This window comes from Chryseobacterium sp. (assembly GCF_022869225.1).
Classification (GTDB): Bacteria; Bacteroidota; Bacteroidia; order Flavobacteriales; family Weeksellaceae; genus Chryseobacterium.
In genome coordinates this window covers 2,439,859-2,457,710 of the sequence record NZ_JALIHL010000001.1, presented here as the reverse complement: position 1 = coordinate 2,457,710, position 17,852 = coordinate 2,439,859, and the positions used below count along the sequence as shown (strand labels likewise).

Below are 17,852 nucleotides of genomic sequence, written 5' to 3'. Positions count from 1 at the left end.
TTTACTTTTATTTAATTTTGTTTAATAATTGATTGATTCTTCTTTCTGATTTTCTGAATACGGGAACGGAACCCATAACGTCACGATAAATGCGGGAATGGTAGCAATCAGTACCCAGATAAAGAACATCTTATATCCGATCCAGTCACTGATCATCCCGCTGAACATTCCGGGGATCATCACCCCAAGATTCATAATTCCTGTTGCAAATGCATAATGGGCCGTTTTATGTTTTCCCGGTGCTATCTGCTGCATCATATACAGCATGAGCCCCACAAAACCGAACCCATATCCAAAATATTCCACCACGACAGCAACTCCTACAGGTAAAAGGTCTGCCGGCTGATAGTAGGCCAGTAATGCATATACCACAAATGGAATATTGAATGCACAACACAGCCATATCAGTGATTTCTTCAGTCCGCGGGCCGAAATAAAGTACCCGGCAAGTACAGATCCTAAAATGAATGCCGCAGAGCCATAGGTCCCATAAATAAGTCCAATATCTGATGTAGACAGTCCTAGTCCACCCGAAGTTCTTGGTGCTTTAAAAAACAAGGGTGCTATTTTGATTGCAAAACCTTCAGCAAAACGGTACAGAATAATGAACAATACAGACCATACGATATTCCGTTTTGTAAAGAAGGAGGTAATGACCTCCAGCAGTTCTTTATGAATATTTCCAGCAGTTTTCCCATCTTTCCCGTCCTCTTCTTTATTTTCCTTTGGCAAAATCAGATAATGATAAACGGCCAGTATGAAAAAAAGCAAAGCATAAATCACCATAATGATCATCCAGGCATGGGTAACTCCTTTTGTTTTTTCTAAAAATCCGGCAAAATAAACTAATGCCCCGCTGCTAATGATCTTGGCAAGATTGTAAAAAGCTCCCTGCCATCCGATATATCTTGCCTGTTCTTTATTGGTAAGGAAACCTATATACGTTCCATCTGCTACCACATCGTGAGTGGCTCCGCAAAATGCAATGACAGCAAAAAGGGCAATACTGTATTTAAAAAAGCCGGGTAAAGGCAAACTTAAAGCGATCAAAGCAAACAGAATTCCTATGGCAAACTGGGTAAAAACAACAAAGAATTTTTTGGTTTTATAGATCTCCAGGAAAGGGCTCCAAAGAGGTTTTAAGGTCCAGGAGAGCATAATAAAGGCCGTCCAGAATGTGATCTGTGAATCCGAAATTCCCATATCCTTATACATGATCCCGGAAACGGCATTAATGGTTACAAAGGGAACCCCCATTGCAAAATATAATGTGGATATCCAAAGAATCGGCTGGATCCGACGGGTTCCGGAGTTGTTTTTTCCCATATTTAAAAATAAGATTCTAAAATAAAAGAGAACATCCCAAAAGTTCATTCCGGCTTAAAACGAAACTATAAATTTTTTGGAGATTTACCTCCGCCTGAATGAATCAAATAAAAATCTGATTTTGAGATGCCTCTGTGTTTGAGTGATGCTGATGCATTATAATTTCTTATCCCACCATAACTTAGTACCTCCGTTGTCCGGTCCGCTCAGTGTCTGTATGGCTTGCTTATAATTATAAAGTGAGTTCTTGGTATCTGTAGTGAACGGAATTCTTCTTATCATTCCGTCTGTACTGATCAATCCGCCGCTGTCATTTTTTCTTACTTTGAAAAGGACAGGGTAACCCGTTCTTCTTTGCTCTGCCCAGGCTTCCGGCCCGTTTGGATAAAGTGACAGCCATTTTTGGGTAATAATTCTTTCTAATTTTCTTTCGGTAGAATCATTATTATTCCATGCGATGGTAATGGTGCTCAATTGAGCATCTCCTGCATTGATATTATTGGCTGCATTTTTCGGATCGATATAAGGAGCCTCAGTAGCTGTTGTATTGGCAAGATACGCAGCAACATCTCCACTTTTTCCCCATTCTCCAAAAGATTGACGGACCCCTGTTTCATAAGCTGTCTGTACATCGCCAGCTCCTGAATATCCCTTCAAAGCTGCTTCAGCCTTCAGGAACCAGGTCTCGGCGGCAGTAAACAGTTTCATTTTACCATCAGTTCCGGAAAAATAATCTCCATTGGCAGATTTTGCCTGTGGCTGAGAAAATCCACCATACGTCGTTTTCCCGTTTAACAGGTCAATTCCCTGTCTAATGCCTATATATTTACCTTTAACATCAGTATCTGTTGCAGGAATCGCATAGGCTGGAAGTCTCGGGTCATTATATCCGTTCATATAGGCCATCAAAGGGGCACCTATCATACAATCTCCCCAAGAATAAATAATAAAACTCAGTTCAGACTGTCCTACACTGATCAGCGCATTGTCAGCATTGTCTGTAATCAGGCCTGCGGATGAAGTAAGAGCTTCTTCAGCATATTGTTTTGATTTTGCAGGATCAGCATAGCTCATTCTCATCGCCAGTCTCAGCTTAAGAGAGTTCGCAAGCTTTGCCCATTGTGTAATATTTCCGTGATAGACCAAATCTGCCTTTTGTAATGTAGATTTATCTTCTACATTTTGCGTAGCGGAAGTATTTTTTACTTTTTCCAGATCAGAAATAGCGGCAGTAAGATCTTTGATAAAATAATTGTATGCATCCTGCTGAGAATCAAAGTCAGTAACTCCGTTTGCATTCGGGGTTTCATATTTGCTGTACACTACTGGGCCATGATTATCTGAAACTCTGGCAGCCGTAATTATTTTCAGTATTTTCTTTACGGCAAATGTTGCCGTAAAATCGATCCCCGGATAGTTATTTTTAGCTGCATTATCAATGGTGATAGAATAATTGAAGATATCCTGTTGTCTTGCAATAATTCTGTTATTCCATCCATCCATCATATAATAGGTAAGATTATTTTTCCCGCCGTTAAATTGGGATGCCGTACTAAACATCCCGCTGTACATATCTGCACTTAGGTTAGGGTACAGCTGATAGTCAGCCTGCAATCCTCTCTGTATAGATTTCAATGGATTAACAATGGCTATGAAATCTGCATAAAAGTTCTCAGGTCCCCCCAGCTTTTCCTGATTAATCTGATCAAGATCGCTGGTGCATGCGGAAGCAGAAAATAATACTGCTGCTCCAAATACTAATGTTTTAATATTAATGATTTTCATTTTCGTACAGTAAGATTAGAAGTTAGCCTTTAATGATAATCCGATAGATCGGGTAATCGGTAATCCAAATGAATCTACCCCTACCCCGCCTGGTGTATTTCCGGATACTTGCTCAGGATCAAACGGCGCTTTTTTATAGAAGAAGAACAAATTCGTTCCCACAAGGCTTACCGTTGCATTTCTCATATATTTTGAATTAATGTCAAAAGTATATGAAATAGAAGCCTGGCGTAAACGGACTGTTGTTGCACTATACATATAAGCTTCATCAATTCCGGTCCCGTTGGTTATCCCGCCGATAGCAGTATAATATGCTTTTGCATCTGTTTTTCCGTTGTAAGCCGTTCCTGCCTGTGGTGTTCCCGGGGCATATACAGCATTGGCAATTGAGACTCCACCGGCATCCCTTGCCTCTGCAGAAGACTTACTTACCCCATATAAATCATTCGCTTTTTCAGTAAGGGAAAGCACCTGCCCTCCGAATTTTCCATCAATAAGAAAAGAAATTCCCAGTTTACCAATATTAAAAGCATTATTGAAACCTAAAATAAATTTAGGGTTGGGATTACCAAGGTATCCCGGATTACCAGTCGTTGCCAACGGCACTCCATTTTCATCCACCAGAATACGTCCCTGATCATCTCTTTGATATTTAATTCCATAGATATCTCCAAAAGATCCCCCTAATTTAAGTTTTGTATAATCTCCACCGCCTGTCAACGCAAATAGCTGGTCTTGAGGAATACTGATACTGGATGGGAATAATTCAACAATCTTATTTTTATTGGCCGATCCGTTCAATGTAGTTGTCCATCCAAATTTCTCCGTATCAAAGATTTTGTAAGATAAAGAAGCTTCAAAACCTGTATTTTGGATTTTTCCTGCATTGATGTAGTACGACCCGGAAGGAATCCCTCCTAAATTGGAAGAGATTGCTGTCTCCAACAGCTGATTGGTAGCATTGGAGTTATAATAGGTAATATCAAAATTTAATTTATTATTGAACAGTCTCAATTCGGTACCTGCCTCAAACGTTTTGTTAAGTTCCGGTTTTGGGAATAGTTTTTCATACCCCTCAGCGGTTACAAATGAACTCTTAGGATACACAATAGTTCCGGCATCTACTCCATATGAATAAGCTTTATAATATTCTACCATCGCATTGGACAGGTTGGCCGGCAACCCTAAACCTACTGTAGCATAAGATGCCCTTACTTTCCAGAAATTAATTACTTCCGGAAGTTTGAAAACAGAGGATAGAATAGCATTCGCTCCTACCGACTCATAATCAAAACCGTTTCTTCCCGTTAAAGCTAATGTAGAATCCCAGTCATTCCTGAACGTCATATCTACATAAAACATATTTTTGTACCCTACGGAAGCACTTGCAAAAACCGACTGGACCTGTTTTTTCATATTCCAATAGATATTGTGGTATCCGTCACCGGGATTTCTGTCCACATTCCATTGCAGGTTATTCAGTGTAAACAAATTGGGGTTTGCCAGATAAGCATTATCAATTTGGGTCACTTTATTTCTTGTCGTATTGATACTTCCTCCCACGGTAAAGTCTAAAGAGATAGACTCACTCAGCTTAGGGCTACCAATTAGCAAAACATCGCCGTAAGTAGAAGAATTTTCGTATACATTTTTAAGGATCCGTCCATTGGCTCCGTTGGCCAGAAGGCTGGGAGCTGAAAAAGCTGAAATATCCCTTTGGCTGTCTGAAGAGTTCCAGCTATAATTTCCCCGTACCCTTGCAATAAGCCACGGATTGATCTGATAAGATAAGGAAAGGGCACTGTATGTATTTTTATTACTGACGGTAACCGGATTTCTGTTCAAAATCCAGTATGGATTCTGCGTTTCCGGGTTTCCTTTAAAGGTACCGTCCGGTCTTATTTCCCACCAGTTTTGTGCAGGCAGCAGCCTTGTTTTATTAAGATAAGAATAATTATCCGCACCGTACTGATCAAAATCTACTCCTCTTGGCAGCCAGTACATGCTCACTAAAGGAGAAAAAGAAGCCCCTGGTGTCTGTCTGTTTTTACTTTCCTGCAAAGACCCAATAAAGTTAGCATCTAATGTCAGCCTGTCATCAAGGAATTTGCTTGAATTCCGGAAGGATACATTATACTGATCAAAATAGGATAGTGGAACCACTCCTTTATTGGTCGTATTCCCAACGGAAAAATAACTTGTTGATTTTTCATTTCCTGACTGAAAGGAAAGGCTGTTGACCCATGTTGTACCGGTTTGCAGAAAATCTTTAAGATAATCTTTGGAAGCTCCTTTCGCGCCCCAGCTGCTTATAGACTCTCCCGGAGCCTGGTTAGGAACTGCCGGATCATAAGACAAATAACTGTGTTGCAATTTTGGAAGGCTGTATGCACGATCCACTGTAAGGCTGGTGCTATATGTGATAGAGCTCTTTCCTGCACGTCCTTTTTTGGTTGTAATCAAGATCGCCCCGTTACCTCCGGCAGAACCGTACAAAGCTGATGCTGATGCCCCCTTCAGAAAATTGATGCTTTCAATATCATCAGGGTTGATGGAACTCAGTACATCTCCGGTGTCCGGCATATTGGAATACTGGCTGATGTTCGGAGCTTTTCCGGCTTCATTGATAATAGGAATTCCGTCGATTACATACAATGGCTGGCTATTGGATACAGACTTGTTACCTCTCATGATCACCCTTACGGAACTTCCTACACCATTAGTTCTATTGATCTGCACGTTGGAAACTTTCCCATTGATAGAATTTAAAAGATTGGGAGTTTTCACTTCTGTCAGCTCATCCCCGCCAATCTGCTGGCTGGAGTATGTCAAAGATCGGGCCTGTCTTTTTATCCCCAAAGAAGTAACCACCACCTCCTGGATATCGGTTGTCTTGGTGGTGTCGGCCGCTTTCCTCTCCTGTCCATATGCAGAAAGGGAAAAAACTAATAAAATCGGTATAACTGCTTTTCTCATAGGTGTAGATTAGTTAGATTTAATTGAGAATCAATCACATTACTTTATATTTCAATACAAAAATTCCGTTATTTTTTTAGCAATATTTTGCAGTTTATGTATTAAATTATTTAAAGTTTTGTTAAGATTTAATTCACATTAACAAATCTAAATTTTGTTGGCAGTCCGATATAATACTATTTTATCATAAAACGATATTATTTTTTCAGTAATTTTATTTAAAAGCCAATAACCTGCTGATTAAAAAGCATATACAAGCTCACCTGAACACTATAAAAATGGGATTTATTTTAACTTTTCACGCAAAATAAATCCGGACTACGGACCCGGATTTTGAAAAAAATATTTTTACGGAAGGAATTATTCAATTTTTCTAATCCCTTTAAATTGATCTTTAAATTCTGTTGGAGTTGTTTTTTTGATCGACTTAAAGACCTTATTAAAATTGGCAATATTATTAAACCCGGCCTCAAAAGCAATTTCAAAAACAGTAAGATTCTTTTCCATCAGCCAGCGCGTAGCATAGCTGATTCTTATTTCATTAAGATAATTGATAAAAGTTTTGCCCGTTCTTTTTTTAATGAACCTATTGAAGGTCACATTGCTCATATTCACCAGTGAAGCCACTTTGTCCAGCGTTATTTTGTTTTCAAAATTTTTATGCACAAAATCATGAACAATTTTCATTTTATCATTATCAACAAAAGTTTCCAGCTCTATGCTGTAGGATGATAAAAGTATTTTATTTTCTGCAATGGCCAATTCATTAAGGATCTTCATAATCTCTATGAAAGACTCAAAACTGTTCATTTTTGACAGGTTGAGAAATGAATCTTTTAATTTTTCGGCTGTTTCAGTTGAAAACAAAATTCCCCTGATAGAATCTTTCATCAGATTATTGATGGGTTTCAGGATATTTTTCTGCATCATCGACTGATTAAAGAAATCCTGATTGAACTGTATGGTGATCTCGTGGGTCTTTCTGTTTTTACATCTGTAATTCGCCCAGCAATGCGGTAGATTGGGCCCCACCAGTACGAGTTCTATATTCCCGATCTCTCCCGTATGGTCACCTATCATCCTGCGGTATCCTTTTCCTTTATAAACAAAATTAATTTCAATTTCCGGATGGTAATGGTAGGGAAAATCAAACGAAGCTTTGATCCTGTCAAATACAAGAAAACTGTCCTCAGGAGATAGTGGAGTTATTTCTCTCAGAATATTTTCTAATTCGCTCATACAGGCAGTTTTGAAAAAAGGTTAAAATATAAGTCGCAGTACAAATCTTTGTAAATTTGATAAAATAATATCAATGTAAAAACATATTTTTGATTTTTTTTCATTGATAATTCAAGCAGGAGCCGGGAATAAAGGATCACCTGAATAATGTACGCTGTTTGAAATCATGCTTTTTTGTATCTTTAAATAAAGTTAAGGAATGCCACAACAGCTTATTTTTGAAGATCACTATAAAAGACTCGGACTGGAAATATTCTCAGAAGAAAATCTGGAAAACATTCACGGGAATCAGTTCAGATCGGATATTAAAGTTTTCTTCTTTCCTCCGGGATATGAGCTTACCATAGATTTCAATCATTATATAACACAAAAACCCTCTCTGTTCTTTCTCACCAATCAACATTTGAGTATACAAAAGGGAAAAGAAAAATCTGTATTGCTCTACTATAACAGGGATTTCTACTGTATCCAGATTCATGATAAAGAAGTGGCCTGTGATGGTCTCCTTTTTCATAATGTCTTTGAAATCCCTTTTGTGGAACTGGAAGATACGGAAACAAAACTCATTCAGGATTTGTTTCAGAACATCAAAGACGAGCTTGAGTGGAAAGAAGCTTCCGCAGAAGAGATGATCAGGACCTATGTAAAGCAGATCATTATCAGAGCAACCAGAAAATGGAAAAGACAAAATCTGGATAATGACCTTATAAAAATCCCCGGCAGCGAGCTTGATATCTTCAGGGACTTCAGCAGATTTCTGGAAATTCATTTCCGAGAAAAACATAACGTAGCCGATTACGCTGAACTGCTTCACATTGCTCCGAAGACTTTAACCCATAGATTTAAAAGCCTGCACCTGGATTCTCCCAACCAATTTATTATCAACAGAATTTTACTGGAAGCCAAAAGATTACTTTTTTATACAGATAAACCCGTCAAAGAAATAGCCTATGACCTGGGATATGAAGATCCGGCCTATTTTAACCGGCTTTTCACCAATAAAACGGGAAGCACGCCCGCAAATTTTAAAAAAAATTACATTTCGGGAAAAAAGTACAATATTTAATCCTTTTTATCTATTGAATCCGGCCAACTCCCTACATATCTTTGTACCATCAAAATCAATCAATATTAAACAAAAAACAAACATTATGAGACGTAACGCAACAGCCGTTTGGAACGGTACCATCAAAGAAGGTAAAGGTCATTTAACAACTCAAAGTACAACATTAAACCAAACTCAATACTCCTTCAACAGCCGTTTCGCTGACGGCGTAGGAACCAATCCCGAAGAATTACTGGCTGCAGCCCACGCCGGATGCTTCACAATGAAATTAGATGCAGAACTTTCCCAGGCAGGTTATAATCCTGAAGAATTAAAAACAACCTCTGTAATCACTCTTGATCCTAACCTTGGAAAAATCACAAAATCTGAATTGACATTAACCGCTAAGGTTCCGGGAATTTCAGAAGAAGAATTCCAGAAATTTGCTAAAATCGCTGAAGAAGGATGTCCTGTGAGTGCCGCTTTCAACTTTGAGATTACCTTGAACACTACTTTAGTCCCGTAAGAAGACAACTCATGACAGATTAAATCTGAGTTATCCTAAAGCTCAGATTTAATTTTAAAATAAAATATACCGACTGGTATATTTTTGTATATTTGCATTCTATTTAACTACTTATCATGTCGAAGGCAGAAAAAACCAAACAGCACATTATTGAGAAAACAGCTACCTTGTTCAATACAAAGGGGTATATTTCCACGTCACTGTCAGACATTACACAGGTAACCGGCTTAACGAAAGGAAGTATTTACGGAAACTTTGAAAATAAAGACGAAGTAGCCATTGAAGTATATAAATACAATGCAGGATTATTAAGCAAAACGATCAATCGTTCTTTTGGAGATGAATATCCTGCTTCTGTGGATAAGCTTCATGCTTTTGTAGATTTTTACAGAAAAAACTGGCAGTTTGTTTTTTCAAATGGAGGCTGCCCGCTGCTGAACGCGGCAACAGAAGCTGATGATTCTTTTCCTGCCCTTAAAGACCAGGTCAAAAGATCTTTTCATCTGTGGATGACAAAAATAGAAGCGGCTATTCTTCAGGGGCAGAACAATGGGGAGATCAATAAAAATGCAAATGCAGACCAGTATGCATCACTGTTCATTATGTTGATTGAAGGGGGAATCCTTCTTTCAAAAACGATGGGCAACCCAAGTTTCCTGAATCACGCCTTAGATAAAATTACCAGCATGATTGACCATGAATTAACTATTCTTCCATCATAAATTTCATCTTATGGAAACAAAAAGAGTGGCTATTGTAGGATACAACAGAATCCCATTTGCCAGAATGAATACGGCTTACACAGAGCAAGGAAACCAGGAGCTATTATCGGCTGCCCTCAATGGATTGATAGAACGTTATCATTTAAAGGATAAACTTCTTGGAGAGGTTGCCGGTGGCGCCGTCATCAAACATATTTCCGAGAGCAACCTCATCAGGGAAACCGTAATGAATACCTCTCTTGATCCTGCCACTCCGGCCTGTGATCTTCAGCAAGCCTGTGATACAGGTATAGAAGCAGCGGTTTATATTGGAAACAAAATTGCCCTGGGCCAGATAGAAAGTGGCATCGCATGCGGAGTGGAAGCCATGAGCAATATCCCCTTTGAATCTTCCCTAAATTTGAGAAAAGCCTTGCTAAAAGCCAATAAAGAAAAATCTGCATTGGGCAAATTAAAACATTTATTAAGCCCGAAGCTGAAAGACTGGATGCCGATCCCCTACAAAGGGCAGGAGCCCAAAACCGGGCTGGTAATGGGAGAGCATACTGAAATTACAGCAAAATATTATCATATTTCACGGGAAGAACAGGACGAGCTTGCCTTTAAAAGCCATCAAAACATGGCCAAAGCATATGATGATGGATTTTTTGACGATCTGATCACTCCTGCTTTTGGTTTAGATAAGGACAATAATCTGCGCAGGGATACCAGTTTAGAAAAGTTATCACAGCTAAAGCCGGCTTTTGATAAACAAAACGGGACTTTAACGGCAGGAAACTCAACTCCTTTTACAGATGGTGCTTCAGCCGTTTTATTAGCGAGTGAAGAATGGGCAAAAGCAAACAATCTCCCCGTTTTGGCCTACATCACTTTTTCAGAATTAGCAGGGATAGAATATGTTAAAGATCAGCATAACTTACTTTTAGCGCCTGTTTTTGCGGCAGAGAGAATGCTTACTAAAGCCGGGATGAGGCTTGAAGATTTTGATTATTATGAAATTCATGAGGCTTTTGCAGCCCAGGTCCTGGCCACGATAAAAATCTGGGAACATGAAGATCTTGCAAAAAGTTTTGGATTGAAAAAAGCATTGGGAAAGATTGACAGGAGTAAACTGAATGTGAAAGGAGGCAGTCTTGCAGCCGCCCACCCCTTTGCAGCAACTGGCGGAAGAATCATCGCGACCTTGGCAAAATTACTTCATGAAAAAGGAAGCGGAAAAGGTTTTGTGTCCATTTGTGCAGCCCGCGGCCAGGGAGTTACCATGATCCTGGAGAAGTAATATCATAAAATAAAATAGCGTTTTTTAAGATCATTTTTATTATGCTGCAAATAACACAGCTCATTATAGGGCGATAGCGAAAGAAAATTGATAATATTGCAGGCGGAAACTAAATGATAAAAGAACGCAGTAAAGTGGAACATGGGTAAGCCAACAGAGTTACCACATGAAAATCTAATCTGTTTAAAATTAGTAACTAAATATGAAAAGAGTTGTCATTACAGGTTTAGGCGCAGTGACGCCTTTGGGAAATAATGTCGAAGATTTTTGGCAAAATAGTATTAATGGAGTCAGTGGGGCTGGTTTAATCACCCATTTCAATACAGAAAAATTTAAGGTAAAGTTTGCTTGTGAGGTCAAAAATTTTGATCCGAAAACTTTCCTGACCCATAATGAAATTAAAAGAAGTGACCTGTTCACTCAATACGCAATGTATGCATCCGCAGAAGCGGTTAAAGATTCCGGTCTGGAATTTGAAAAAATGGACCCGTTCGATACCGGAGTGATCTGGGGTACAGGGCAGGGCGGTATGTGGACCTTTGAAAAAGAAGTGATGGATTTCGCACAGGGCGACGGTACGCCTCGTTTCAATCCGTTTTTCGTGCCTAAGTTCATCGCCAATATGGCATCGGGAATGATTTCCATGAAATATGGGCTGCAGGGAATCAATTATACGACTGTTTCTGCATGTGCCACAGGAAATACAGCTTTGATGGATGCTTTCAACTATATCCGTCTGGGAAAAGCGAAGATAATCATCAGCGGAGGGTCTGAAGCGGCTATTACGCCGGCTTCCATCGGGGGCTTCTCAATTATGAAGGCTATGTCTACCAGAAATGATGATTTTGCAACTGCCAGCCGTCCTTATGATGCAGAAAGAGACGGTTTTGTTATGGGAGAAGGCGCCGGAGCTCTGGTACTTGAAGAATATGAACACGCCAGGGCAAGAGGAGCCAAAATTTATGCAGAATTAGCCGGAGCTGCCATGACAGCAGATGCTTATCACATGACGGCCCCTCATCCGGATGGAGTGGGAGCCATCAAAGCAATGCAATTGGCGGTCAAAGAAGCAGGCGCTAATATTGAAGATATTGACTACGTCAACCCGCATGCAACTTCAACTCCAATAGGAGATATCATTGAATTAAAAGCAATCAATAATGCATTTAAAGGAAGTAAAAATCTTGATATCAGTGCCACAAAGTCCATGACCGGGCATTTACTGGGGGCTGCAGGTGCTGTGGAAGCTATCCTTTCCATTAAAGCGATTCAGAATGGTATTATCCCTCCGACGATCAATCTTCACCATATCGATGAGAATATTCCTCAGGATATCCATATTGTATTTGGGGAAGCAAAGGAAAAAGACATCAACTTTGCTTTAAGTAATGCCTTCGGTTTTGGAGGACATAATGCAACATTGGTTTTCAAAAAGTTCAGGTAATCAATCTGAAATAAAATAATTCCAAATCCCTGTAAGTTTACCCCTACAGGGATTTTTATTGTATCCTTACCACAAGTAAAAAGCAGCCAAAAATGACTGCTTCAAACATAACGAACCTATATAACCTCTTCAAAAGAGGAATTATCAACACTACGGTGCATCCGGGATGAAAAAATCATCTGCATTTTCTGCTATCGGAATATAGAGCCTCTCCCACTCTTTACTTTTCACCATATCCCAGCTGTGTCCGCTTCCTTTAAGGTCTTCAGCCAAAAGAACCGTTCCCGGCTTGATCATAAATGTAGAACCGTCAGTTACTTTAAACCTGATATTGCCTTTGATGGTAATTACATACTGTCTTCTGGGTGCAGGGTGTGCATTTTTCTCCCATTCTTCCGTCTTGTTACTCATCCAGAAGGTCGTGGTGTTCATATGTTTCAACGTGGGAATTTTTCCTTTTTCAAAACTACATGAGCCATCAGGATTATTAACCAATCTTATCGCAGGGATAAAATCTGTGGATGTTTCCGGAGTGACCCTTACATTTTTATGGTTTTTATGTTGTGCATTCATAAGTCCTACGGTGCTTAATGCTAAAACAAGGCTTAAGCCTTTAATAAAATTTTTCATTATAAATTTAATTTTTTATTTTTAATTGTAAACAGTATCATGAACCTGCATTCTTTCGAAGAATGGTTTATATTTCTGGACCAGGGCAAGGTGTTCAGGAAGTTTTCCATACGCTTCAAGTTCTTCTAAACTGTCAAACTCCATAGAAGCATTATAAGTAAATGTATTATCTAAAACATTTCTCGGGGTAGAATCTGCAGGCCTTCCATAACGAAGGTTTTTCTGATAAGGAAGTTTTTGAAGGCCTTCAAAAAACTTCTCAAATTCTTTAACCTCAGCTTCCGGGAGATCTTTTCTAAGCCAGAACAATAAATAATGAAAGTACACTTTTTTCTTTTTTGCGGGGTTAAACATTGGTAAGGCAGAGGCTAACCCGTTTCCTGAAATCAGAAGCAGGGCGGAAGCCTGTAATGACCGGAATAAAAATTTTCGTCTTTCCATTGTAATTTATTTTTAATTAAAATCAATTCTATATTTCAGTACAAACTGCCATTTTCTATCAGAGACGACTCCGTTGTTCGCTGCATCATTGGCATAAACAGGTCTGTTTTGGGCATCAAATGTTAATCTAGAAGACATTCCGTTCATCAGCAGGGATATTCCAGCATCGTAGATCACCGCACGGTCATGAAGTCCTTTCAGGTCGGACAGCTGCATTCCTACTGCGGGCTGAAGCTGGAGGTTTTTCTTTTCTTTGTTCAAATAAGGAAGTGTGCCTCCCAGTTGTACATAATAAGTATTTCCCGTTCCGATAACCGGCATGGCATTTCCCGCTCCGTTAAGACTTGCCTGGGCAACATCTACCGAAGTCGCCGGATTATTGGTTCCTACATAGCGGATATAGTTCGGGCCATAGTCATTATGCATCGCCATACCGTAAGCACTGATGGAAGTTCCTTTTTCTTTGTCAAGCGGCGCATCATAGAATACATCTACGGCAAAACTTTTCATGTCATCATTCACCGTATTCTTACCGGCATCCTGATGCCATAATGCGTTGTGGATATAATCAAACCCGGCACCCAAGCTCAATACATTCTTTTTGCCGACATAAGTTCCCGCATTAAAAGGTGTCGAAATATTTTCTTTATCCAGAAAAGCATATCTGAAATAGCCTGAGAAATCTTTTCCCGGAGAATTCTTGCTGAAAGAGGCCACATTGAATTTCGGATCTGACGTGGCCATAGTATAAGGATCTGCAACGACTAAACGATAATCAAATTTTCCCAGCTGCCCTTTGATATAGGCACTCAGCTCTCTTACGGTATAATCTGTAGCACCGGCATTGGACGTAGCATAGGCCGGAAGATCGTATAACAGAGTATTTAAAGGTCCGGTCGTAAATCTGGAAAGACCTCTCCATGTGGAACGTCCTGCACCGAAAGCGATCTTATCATTAAAAGAATATTCGGCATAGGCATCCAAAAGGTCAAAATAATTACTTCCTTTTGCATTCACATTCACGTTTGTTGTTCCGCCCTGTAATACAAACATTAATTTCTCGGTAGGTTTATAGGTCATTTTAACCCGTACCCTGCGAAGGGAAAGGTCTGAAAGATCCGATTTGGATTCATTATTAACAAGACTTCCGGGGTTAAGCTGTGTATATCTTGCCCACAACTCTGCATACCCGCTCAGGGAGATATATCTTGAATGTTCCTCATTGAAATAATGCGTCAGTCCGGGATTATTAAAATCATTCTTTTTCTGAGCTTCTAATTTTCCCATCATCCCCAATAGGGAAAATACAGCAATTCCGGTTCTAAAAGATTTAGTATTCATATTTTCTATTCTTCTCTTTTGTTGGTTTCAACGGAACAAAATTAGATCCGGAAATCCGGGATGGTCATTAGAAATCTATTAGAAACCCTATAGAAAACTATTAAAAAAGTGAATCCGTTCTTTTAAAAAGAAAATATGAAATACCTTTGTACAGGGCTTTGAGGAAAGCTGAAAATCAGCCTGTTGAAAGCTTGCATTTCCTTTAAAAAACAAAGCCTAAATATGTAGTATGTTCATATGAAAGTTTTAATTATAGAAGATAATCTCCGGGTTTCAAGCCTTTTGAAAAGAGGGCTGGAAAGCCAGGAATATCAGGTTTATATTTCGGAAGATGCCGAAGATGCCATTGTTCTGCTGAATAAAATAACGTTTGATCTTGCCATTACCGATATCATGCTTCCTAAAATGAACGGCATAGAATTAAGTAAAATCATCAAGCAAAAATATCCGGACCTTCCCATCATTATGCTCACCGCCTTAGGAACGATTGATGAAAAAATTGAAGGATTTGATGCAGGAGCCGATGACTATATGGTAAAACCCTTTGAAATACGGGAACTCTACGTCAGGATAAAGGCTATTCTACAGCGGAGATCACACAAAAACAAAGAAGTATACTTAAGCCATCTTGAGTATGATGATCTGCAGGTCGATAAAAAATTTAACCGGGTGTTCCGAAGCAACAAAGAAATTGATCTGACCCCAAAAGAATTTAAACTCCTTGTTTTTCTGATGACCAATGCCGAAAGAATACTGACCCGGGAAGAAATCGCGGAGAATGTATGGGGAAATCATTTTGATACGGGAACCAACTATATTGATGTTTACATTGCTTATCTCCGGAAAAAAATTGATAAAGATTTTAACAGAAAACTGATTCATACCAAACCGGGTGTCGGATTTATTTTTACCTCACAATTATGAAGATCGCTACCAGAACAGCTCTCATCTACTCCATTCTTACAGCAGGTATTCTCTTTTTATTTGCCTATGTCCTGTATTTTGTATCAGAGAAAAACAGAGAGGATGAGTTTAACGACCGTTTGGGGTATAAAGTGATCTGGAGGTCCGAATTTATTTTTGATGCGAAGATCAGTGACGAAAAGATCCGTGAACTTCACCAGCGTAATCAGAAGCTCCTGAATGAAGCTGATATCAGTGTTTACAACAGCCATAAAGATTTAACATTTACCGATATTCCGCCGCTGAAAAGCAATGAAAAATACCTGGATCAGATCATTAAAACCAATAAAAACAGAATTTTCTGGCAGCAGGGCGACCGCCAGTATATTGCGATTAAATTTGAATCCAATGCCGAGAAATACTATATCATAGGAAGCGCGGTAGATGTAACGGGAAAAGCCCATATTGCAGAGTTTAAGAAAGACATCATGATCATTTACATCATTTCTATCGTGGTCATTTTCATTATCGGCTTCCTTTTTTCCTATTATACATTAAAACCCTTAAAAGACATTATCCTTCAGATCCGTGATATTTCTGAGCATAATCTGAATAAAAGACTGGATATCCCTAAGGCTAAAGATGAGATTTATGAACTGACCGAAACCTTTAATTCCACGTTCAACAGGCTGGAAAAATCTTTTAATAACCATAAACAGTTTGTCACCACGATTTCCCACGAATTCCGCACCCCGCTTTCAACCTTGATTGCAGAACTGGAACTGGCCAAAGAGCTGAATGTAACCCTGGACGACTATAAACTCTCTATTGACAATGCATTGCAGGACGCCAATGACGCCTCGGAACTGTCTTCCGCCCTTTTAGATTTTGCCCGTGCCAGCTATGATGTTTCACAGATCAGTCTTGTCAACGTGCGTTTGGATGAAATTCTGGCAGAAGCCAAGCTGGCCCTGCTGCAAAAAAATGCAGACTATAAGATCGGGATCAATTATATGGATAAAGACGGAGATAAAGACGAAAGCAATTATGATTTTCACGGAAATCCTTATCTGCTGCAGGTTGCCTTCTCAAATCTGATGGAAAATGCATGCAAATATTCTGGAGATAAAAGCGCTCATATAGAAATTGAAGCCGGTCATCAAAGTATAAAAATTCACTTTGCAGACCATGGAATCGGCATTTCAGAGCAGGACCTGTCAAAAATTTTCGACCTGTTCTACCGCGGCCTTAATAAAAGCTACGAAAAAGGAAACGGCATTGGCCTTTCCATTGTAAAAAGGATCGTAGAAATTCACCAGGGAAGACTTGATGTCTGTTCTGAAGTGTCAAAAGGAAGTACATTTACTATAGAATTTCCTTCCAAAAAATAAAAAAAGCAGTCAAATCCGACTGCTTTTATCTTATGCTTTTAACCATTCCGAAGAGGAAAGATAATCCTGATCGGGATAATAAATGAACAGACAGTTTCTTCCTTTTATGGTGTTGATAATCGGTTGTGTCAGATCTCTAGGTACCGCAGGACATCCCCAGCTTCTTCCGATCCTCTTGTGCATGGCAGCAAAACCATCACTTACATAATCTGCCCCATGCAGGACAATGGCTCTTCTGTAAGCAGCATCATTAAAACCTTTATCCATTCCCAATAACTTCAGAGAATATCCATTGTCACCCTGATAGGTTGCATCCGTAATATAAAATCCCAAGCTGCTCTGCAACGAACTTTCCCTGTTAGAAAAATTCGTCGCAAATTCTTCACCTGTATTTTTTCCGTGTGCCACTAATGAGTTGAACAATACTTTTTTCTCATTAAGATCGATTACCCAAAGTCTTTTTGTATTGGAAGACATAGAAAAATCGCAGATCGTTAATAAATGCGAGTCACCGGTAAGCAATCCTGCTTTCTTCAGATTTTCAAATCCTGTCAATGCCTTTGAGAACACCTCATAGTTCAATTCATGTTCAGGGTCAAATGCAATTGAGTGGTATAATACTTCTGATGAAGATACGGCTTCAGCATTCTTCTCAGATTTCGTGTCGGCTACTCTTTCTGTTTTTGTTGTATTCACATTTTCATTCTTCGCCGCCAGTCCCGGAGAAAGATAGAATGAAGTCGTCACCATGTATACAAGGCCTAATACGCTATAAAATCCTTTCATTCAATAATATATTAATTC

At 39.3% G+C, this 17,852-nt stretch carries 15 protein-coding genes; 7 read left to right on the top strand and 8 right to left on the bottom strand.

Features of this window, described 5'->3' with window-relative positions:
* Positions 1-21: 21 nt before the first annotated feature.
* The 4 genes from MUW56_RS11510 to MUW56_RS11495 all read right to left on the bottom strand — a co-directional run bounded on the left by MUW56_RS11510 (position 22) and on the right by MUW56_RS11495 (position 7,326).
* Positions 22-1,326 (bottom strand): MFS transporter, encoded by a 1,305-nt coding sequence (locus MUW56_RS11510; protein WP_292013330.1) that lies wholly within the window; start codon positions 1,324-1,326, stop codon positions 22-24.
* Positions 1,327-1,482: 156 nt separating this feature from the next.
* Positions 1,483-3,111, bottom strand: coding sequence for a SusD/RagB family nutrient-binding outer membrane lipoprotein (locus MUW56_RS11505; RefSeq protein ID WP_292013329.1), 1,629 nt, complete (start codon positions 3,109-3,111; stop codon positions 1,483-1,485).
* Positions 3,112-3,126: 15 nt separating this feature from the next.
* Positions 3,127-6,087, bottom strand: a complete 2,961-nt coding sequence (locus tag MUW56_RS11500) for a SusC/RagA family TonB-linked outer membrane protein (RefSeq protein WP_292013328.1) — start codon at positions 6,085-6,087, stop codon at positions 3,127-3,129.
* Positions 6,088-6,447: 360 nt separating this feature from the next.
* The gene (locus MUW56_RS11495) at positions 6,448-7,326 is read right to left on the bottom strand and encodes an AraC family transcriptional regulator (RefSeq protein WP_292013327.1); all 879 of its coding nucleotides are present in this window, start codon (positions 7,324-7,326) and stop codon (positions 6,448-6,450) included.
* 199 nt (positions 7,327-7,525) lie between these two features.
* Here MUW56_RS11495 and MUW56_RS11490 point away from each other — a divergent pair, with 199 nt between their 5' ends.
* The 5 genes from MUW56_RS11490 to fabF all read left to right on the top strand — a co-directional run bounded on the left by MUW56_RS11490 (position 7,526) and on the right by fabF (position 12,342).
* Entirely contained in the window at positions 7,526-8,392 is an 867-nt protein-coding gene (locus tag MUW56_RS11490; protein ID WP_292013326.1) for an AraC family transcriptional regulator, read from the top strand.
* A gap of 85 nt (positions 8,393-8,477) precedes the next feature.
* The gene (locus tag MUW56_RS11485; RefSeq protein ID WP_292013325.1) at positions 8,478-8,897 is read left to right on the top strand and encodes an OsmC family protein; all 420 of its coding nucleotides are present in this window, start codon (positions 8,478-8,480) and stop codon (positions 8,895-8,897) included.
* A 116-nt stretch (positions 8,898-9,013) separates the two neighbouring features.
* The gene (locus MUW56_RS11480; RefSeq protein ID WP_292013324.1) at positions 9,014-9,619 is read left to right on the top strand and encodes a TetR/AcrR family transcriptional regulator; all 606 of its coding nucleotides are present in this window, start codon (positions 9,014-9,016) and stop codon (positions 9,617-9,619) included.
* Between the two features lie 10 nt (positions 9,620-9,629).
* Positions 9,630-10,898, top strand: coding sequence for an acetyl-CoA C-acetyltransferase (locus tag MUW56_RS11475; protein WP_292013323.1), 1,269 nt, complete (start codon positions 9,630-9,632; stop codon positions 10,896-10,898).
* Positions 10,899-11,100: 202 nt separating this feature from the next.
* Entirely contained in the window at positions 11,101-12,342 is a 1,242-nt protein-coding gene (gene fabF, locus MUW56_RS11470; RefSeq protein ID WP_292013322.1) for a beta-ketoacyl-ACP synthase II, read from the top strand.
* Between the two features lie 150 nt (positions 12,343-12,492).
* Here fabF and MUW56_RS11465 read toward each other — a convergent pair whose 3' ends face one another.
* From MUW56_RS11465 to MUW56_RS11455, 3 genes are read right to left on the bottom strand one after another with little or no spacing between them, the layout of a single operon-like run.
* A complete protein-coding gene (locus tag MUW56_RS11465; protein WP_292013321.1) occupies positions 12,493-12,972 on the bottom strand; it encodes a hypothetical protein in 480 nt (159 codons plus the stop codon).
* A gap of 21 nt (positions 12,973-12,993) precedes the next feature.
* Positions 12,994-13,413 (bottom strand): Dabb family protein, encoded by a 420-nt coding sequence (locus MUW56_RS11460; RefSeq protein WP_292013320.1) that lies wholly within the window; start codon positions 13,411-13,413, stop codon positions 12,994-12,996.
* 12 nt (positions 13,414-13,425) lie between these two features.
* Positions 13,426-14,754 (bottom strand): hypothetical protein, encoded by a 1,329-nt coding sequence (locus MUW56_RS11455; RefSeq protein ID WP_292013319.1) that lies wholly within the window; start codon positions 14,752-14,754, stop codon positions 13,426-13,428.
* A 237-nt stretch (positions 14,755-14,991) separates the two neighbouring features.
* Here MUW56_RS11455 and MUW56_RS11450 point away from each other — a divergent pair, with 237 nt between their 5' ends.
* Together MUW56_RS11450 and MUW56_RS11445 are read left to right on the top strand one after the other, a co-directional pair.
* Complete coding sequence (locus MUW56_RS11450) at positions 14,992-15,678, top strand: response regulator transcription factor (RefSeq protein WP_292013318.1); 687 nt, start codon at positions 14,992-14,994, stop codon at positions 15,676-15,678.
* Positions 15,675-17,048, top strand: a complete 1,374-nt coding sequence (locus tag MUW56_RS11445; RefSeq protein ID WP_292013317.1) for a HAMP domain-containing sensor histidine kinase — start codon at positions 15,675-15,677, stop codon at positions 17,046-17,048. Before MUW56_RS11450 ends, MUW56_RS11445 begins: the two co-directional genes overlap by 4 nt.
* Positions 17,049-17,078: 30 nt before the next feature.
* Here the strand turns inward: MUW56_RS11445 and MUW56_RS11440 are convergent, their stop codons facing one another.
* On the bottom strand, positions 17,079-17,834 hold the full coding sequence (locus tag MUW56_RS11440; protein WP_292013316.1) for a murein L,D-transpeptidase catalytic domain family protein: 756 nt from the start codon (positions 17,832-17,834) through the stop codon (positions 17,079-17,081).
* Between the last annotated feature and the right edge of the window lie 18 nt (positions 17,835-17,852).